This is a genomic window from Halomonas sp. (assembly GCF_031581305.1).
Lineage (GTDB): Bacteria > Pseudomonadota > Gammaproteobacteria > Pseudomonadales > Halomonadaceae > Halomonas.
On sequence record NZ_JAVLBC010000229.1, the window covers coordinates 1 to 4,526 of the forward strand.

The 4,526-nt window shown below is 66.2% G+C and carries 7 protein-coding genes; 5 read left to right on the forward strand and 2 right to left on the reverse strand.

Annotated features, from left to right (window positions below; all coding sequences use genetic code 11):
• On the reverse strand, positions 1–537 hold a 537-nt coding region (locus tag RI841_RS14635; protein WP_310706369.1), incomplete at its 3' end, for a permease.
• A gap of 92 nt (positions 538–629) precedes the next feature.
• Complete coding sequence (locus RI841_RS14640) at positions 630–1,079, reverse strand: GNAT family N-acetyltransferase (protein ID WP_310706370.1); 450 nt, start codon at positions 1,077–1,079, stop codon at positions 630–632.
• Between the two features lie 221 nt (positions 1,080–1,300).
• Between RI841_RS14640 and RI841_RS14645 the strand changes: the two genes are divergently transcribed.
• The 5 genes from RI841_RS14645 to RI841_RS14665 all read left to right on the forward strand — a co-directional run.
• Positions 1,301–2,059 carry a VIT1/CCC1 transporter family protein gene (locus RI841_RS14645; protein ID WP_310706371.1) on the forward strand — a complete coding sequence of 253 codons (759 nt, stop codon included), beginning with the start codon at positions 1,301–1,303 and terminating at the stop codon, positions 2,057–2,059.
• Between the two features lie 172 nt (positions 2,060–2,231).
• A complete protein-coding gene (locus RI841_RS14650) occupies positions 2,232–2,669 on the forward strand; it encodes a nucleoside deaminase (RefSeq protein WP_310706372.1) in 438 nt (145 codons plus the stop codon).
• A 285-nt stretch (positions 2,670–2,954) separates the two neighbouring features.
• Positions 2,955–3,359 carry an Hsp20/alpha crystallin family protein gene (locus RI841_RS14655; RefSeq protein WP_310706373.1) on the forward strand — a complete coding sequence of 135 codons (405 nt, stop codon included), beginning with the start codon at positions 2,955–2,957 and terminating at the stop codon, positions 3,357–3,359.
• Positions 3,360–3,425: 66 nt separating this feature from the next.
• Entirely contained in the window at positions 3,426–3,890 is a 465-nt protein-coding gene (locus RI841_RS14660) for a host attachment protein (protein WP_310706374.1), read from the forward strand.
• A 36-nt stretch (positions 3,891–3,926) separates the two neighbouring features.
• Positions 3,927–4,526, forward strand: a 600-nt coding sequence (locus RI841_RS14665) for a CapA family protein (RefSeq protein ID WP_310706375.1), incomplete at its 3' end; no start/stop codon positions are given.

Genomic DNA, 4,526 nt, shown 5'->3' on the forward strand with positions numbered 1-4,526 from the left:
AAGCCCTTCGGCCAGTCGGTCGGCGAGCCCCGGCGCAGCGGCCTCGGCAGGAGTGTCCTGTGCCTCGTCATAGCCGCTGGCGCAACAGCTCCCGCAGCCGTCCTCGGTGAGGGGCTCGACGCCGGCCGTCTCGCGTGTCGAGCCGGTACGGCCCACCAGCAGTCCGGTGACGATGGCGGTGAAGACCGCGCTGCTTGCCCGGGCCACGGCCATGAAGGGGCCGAGCAGGGCGTAGGTGATGGCCATGGAGTCTACGCCGATGCCCGGGGTGCCGATCAGGAAGGCGGTGGCGGGGCCGCGTGAGGCGCCGCCGCGATGCATGGCCAGCGCCGTGGGAATGGCCCCGCAGGAGCAGAGCGGCAGGGGGGCGCCGATCACCGCCGCACGGGCGATGCTGCCCAGGCCATGGCCGCCCACCCAGCGCTGGAGCAGGGCCTCGGAGACCAGGGCCTTGATCAGCCCGGCCATCACCAGCCCCAGCAGCAGCCAGGGGGCGGCGGAGAGGGCAACGGCCAGGATGGCATTCAGCAGGGGCATGGGCGAACTCCTCGGAGGGGATGGCCTATTCTGGGGCCGGCGGTCACCCGTCCGTCAAGCGGGGTGCGCGCCGCAGGCGGATGCGCTCCTCGCTACCCCCGTATCTCGGCGATGACCTCGCCGGTCTCCTCGCTCAGCCCCGCCTCCTCGAAGCCGAGGCTGGCGTAGAAGTCCCGGGCGACCTGGTTGGTGGGCACATAGCAGATCGCGATGCGCTCGAAGGGGCCCTGTGCCCTGATCTCGTCCAGCACGCACTGCATGGCCCGGTACCCGATGCCTCTTCCCTGGTGGTGTCGGTCGACCATGAGACGGAAGATGTTGTAGGCAGGCGGCCGGTCGTCGTGGTCGAAGGATTCGTACATGAGAAAGCCGACTACTTCCCCGTCGCAATAGATGGCGCGAGGCCGATAGCTCGGATGCAAGCTCGATTCGGCAATGGAGTACAGATTGTCAGCGACATAGTCACGCTGCGATGTCGCTACCTCCAGCGCAATGACGGCCGCAAAGTTCTCGCGGGTGACGGCCTTCAGTGTTATGTCCATCGCATGATCCTCTGTTTGGGGCACCACCCGCCTCATGGCTCAGGTAGCGGTGGCGGAAGGGGGCGAGAGTGTGTCATGGGCATGCCGATGCCACGCTGTGCCGTGTTGGGCTGTCAGTATGGCGCATCCTTCGGAAGGGGGCGTCGGTGTCGGCCTTACCCGTCTCTGGCCGGGTGTGCCAAGCTGGAAGCAGTATGAATGACGCATCGACGGGAGGCTTCATGAACGATCAGCGGCGCGAGGTGCTGGAGCACGAGCATCGCCCGGAGGTGATCGAGCGGCGGCTGCGTGCCCCCTCCCGGTTCCGGAACCTGCCCGATGCCATCCTCGGCGGTATCGATGGCTGCGTGACCACCTTCGCCGTGGTCTCCGGAGCCTTCGGTGCGGGCTTTTCCTCCACGGTCGCGCTGGTGCTGGGCGTCGCTAACCTGCTGGCCGATGGCTTCAGCATGGCGGTCAGCAACTACGAGGCGATCCAGGCCCAGCGAGAGCATGTCGATGGGGTGCGTCGCAGCGAGAACCATCATATCGACGTGGTCCCGGAGGGCGAGCGCGAGGAGATCCGCCAGATCTTCCAGCGCAAGGGGTTCACGGGTGAGACCCTGGAGCGGGTGGTGGAGACCATCTGCAGCGACCGCGAGGTATGGGTGGAGACCATGGTCTCCGAGGAACATGGCCTGCAGACCGTGGGGCTGAGCCCGTTGCGTTCGGCGCTGGCCACCTTTATCGCCTTCCTGGTGGTGGGCGCCATGCCGCTGATGCCCTACGCGATGCCGGGACTGGATACCACCCGTCAGTTCCTGTCGAGCCTGGCGGTGGCTGGGCTGATGTTCTTCCTGATCGGCATGGGCAAGAGCCTGGTCTATCACCAGCCGGTGCTGAAGTCGGGGCTGCGGACCCTACTGATCGGCGGGGCCGCGGCGGGGCTGGCTTTCCTCACCGGCCATCTGGCGCAGGCGCTGTTCGGCGTGGGCTTGTAGATCGCCCCCGCTCACCTTGAGTTTGTCCGCAGGGTCGTGCTGGCGACTAACTAGCCACCCGAATCACTCACATGCTGCGCGAGGGTGAGCGGGACGTGGCTGGCCTCGTTGCTGGCACGCATGGGGCCGGGCAGCGTAGTCTGATGTCACCGTCATGCAAGGGAGTCAACGAATGGATCGCTTCATGCAGGCTGCGTTCGAGGAGGCCCGCCATGGCCTCGAGGAGGGTGGGATTCCCATCGGCTCGGTGCTGGTGCATCGGGGGGTGATCATCGGTCGCGGCCACAATCGCCGCGTGCAACTGGGCAGCTCGGTGTTGCACGGCGAGATGGATGCCCTGGAGAACGCCGGGCGCCACCCGGCCGAGACCTACCGCGAAAGCATCCTCTACACCACCCTCTCGCCCTGTCCGATGTGCAGCGGTGCTATCCTGCTCTACGGCATCCCGAAGGTGGTGATCGGCGAGAACCGCACCTTCCTCGGCGAGGAAGCCTTGCTCAGGGAGCGCGGCGTCGAGCTGGAGGTGCTGCAGGATCCCGAGTGCATTGCGCTGATGGAAGGCTTCATTGCCGCTTCGCCCGAGCTGTGGCATGAGGATATCGGTGAGTAGCGCATGCGGGGTCACGGCATGACGAGAATCATGCTGATCTGTATCAAGACGGCCGGGCAGGGGTGGACTACCCTTGAGGACGAGGCGGACCTACTCGAGGAACGATAGCTGGTGCTTCTCGGTGTCCGGTCCTTTGAGTTCCTATGGGTTTCGCCGTTCCTGATCTGCATGCAAGGAGTTATAGACATGGCCAAGAAAGCATCCAAGGATGTCTCGGCCTCGCCTGAGAAGTCTTCCCAAGCGACGGAGTCCCGGTCAGTGAGCCCGTTCCGGGAGTTTGAACGCATGCTCGATACCTTCTTCGATCGTGGCGCTATGCCGTCGCGCTGGGAGCATCCCCTCTGGCAGCGCTTTGCCGCCTTCGAGAGGGGCATGCCGAAGGTCGACGTCATCGACCGCGATGCCGAGGTAGTGGTGCGTGCCGAGGCCCCGGGCTTCGAGCGCGAGGAGCTCGACGTCTCGGTAACCGACGGCGCGGTGACCATCAAGGGTGACCACCGCGAAGAGACCAAGGAGGAGGAGGGCGAGTACTTCCACTCCGAGATCTCCCGCGGCTCCTTTACCCGCACCGTGGCCTTGCCCGGCGAGGTCGATACCGACAAGGCCGAGGCCACCTTCAAGAACGGCGTCCTCGAGCTGATCCTGCCCAAGCTCAAGCAGGCCAACCGCCGCAAGGTCGAGGTCAAGTAACCATTCTGGATGGCCGGCAGGCTGGGTATCCCGGCATGTCGGCTCACTTGGTATGAGGGAACGAATATGGAAACCACCTGGGTATTGGTCGCCGATCAGGCACGGGCGCGACTCTTCACGGCGTCCGACCAGAGAGGGCCATTGGAGGAGGTGGAGGACCTGGCCAATCCCGAGGGCCGCCTGCATGACCAGGACCTGAACGCCGACAGCCCGGGACGTGCCTTCGATACCATGGGCGAGGGACGCCATGCCATGGGCAAGCACCACTCGCCCAAGGAGCAGGAGGCGATCCGCTTCGCTCATGAGATCGGGGAGCGTCTGGCGGCCGGCCTGCACGACGGCGCCTACCGGCATCTGATCATCAGCGCCACGCCGCGCTTCCTGGGTTTGCTGCGCGACACGCTACCCGAGGATGTCGCGAAGCGTGTCGTGCTCGAGCTGCACAAGGACCTCACCACCCTGGGGCGTGACGAGATCCGGGCACACCTGCCGGAGCGACTGCCCCGGGCGCCCCTTTCCACAGAGGGATAGGGGCCAGGGTCTGGTAGTCGGGACCAGGGGGACACAATGACCGGCGTGACCCTGTGGTTGAGCGGGGATGTAATGACCGGGCGCGGCATCGACCAGATTCTGCCGTATCCCGGCGACCCCCGTATCCTCGAGTCCTACATGACCTCGGCTCTGGACTATGTCCGGCTGGCGGAGCGTTTGACCGGCCCCATCCCACATCGCGTCGACTTCGCCTACGTCTGGGGCGACGCCCTGGCGTCGCTCGACCACCAGGCTCCCGACTTGCGCCTGATCAACCTCGAGACGGCGGTCACCACCAGCGACGATGCCGAGCCCAAGGGCATCCAGTACCGCATGCATCCCGCGAACCTGCCGGTGCTTGCTGCGGCGGGGGTGGATGCCTGCGTGCTGGCCAACAACCATGTGCTGGACTGGGGGCGGCGCGGGCTGTGCGAGACGCTGAAAGTGCTCGGGGAGGCCGGCTACGCCACGGTCGGTGCCGGCCTGGACCGGGCCGAGGCGAAAGGGCCGGCACGCTTCGAGGTCCCCGGGGGGCGGTTGCGGCTGTTGGCCTTCGGGCTGCCCAGCAGCGGCGTGCCCAACGACTGGGCGGTCGGTGACAACCGGCCCGGGGTCAATGTCCTGCCCGAGTACTCG

What these genes read in the sequence shown, in the direction of transcription:
- RI841_RS14640 (WP_310706370.1), bottom strand. Translation starts at nt 1,079, where the DNA reads ATGGACATAACACTGAAGGCCGTCACCCGCGAGAACTTTGCGGCCGTC.
- RI841_RS14645 (WP_310706371.1), top strand. Translation starts at nt 1,301, where the DNA reads ATGAACGATCAGCGGCGCGAGGTGCTGGAGCACGAGCATCGCCCGGAG.
- RI841_RS14650 (WP_310706372.1), top strand. Translation starts at nt 2,232, where the DNA reads ATGGATCGCTTCATGCAGGCTGCGTTCGAGGAGGCCCGCCATGGCCTC.
- RI841_RS14655 (WP_310706373.1), top strand. Translation starts at nt 2,955, where the DNA reads ATGCTCGATACCTTCTTCGATCGTGGCGCTATGCCGTCGCGCTGGGAG.
- RI841_RS14660 (WP_310706374.1), top strand. Translation starts at nt 3,426, where the DNA reads ATGGAAACCACCTGGGTATTGGTCGCCGATCAGGCACGGGCGCGACTC.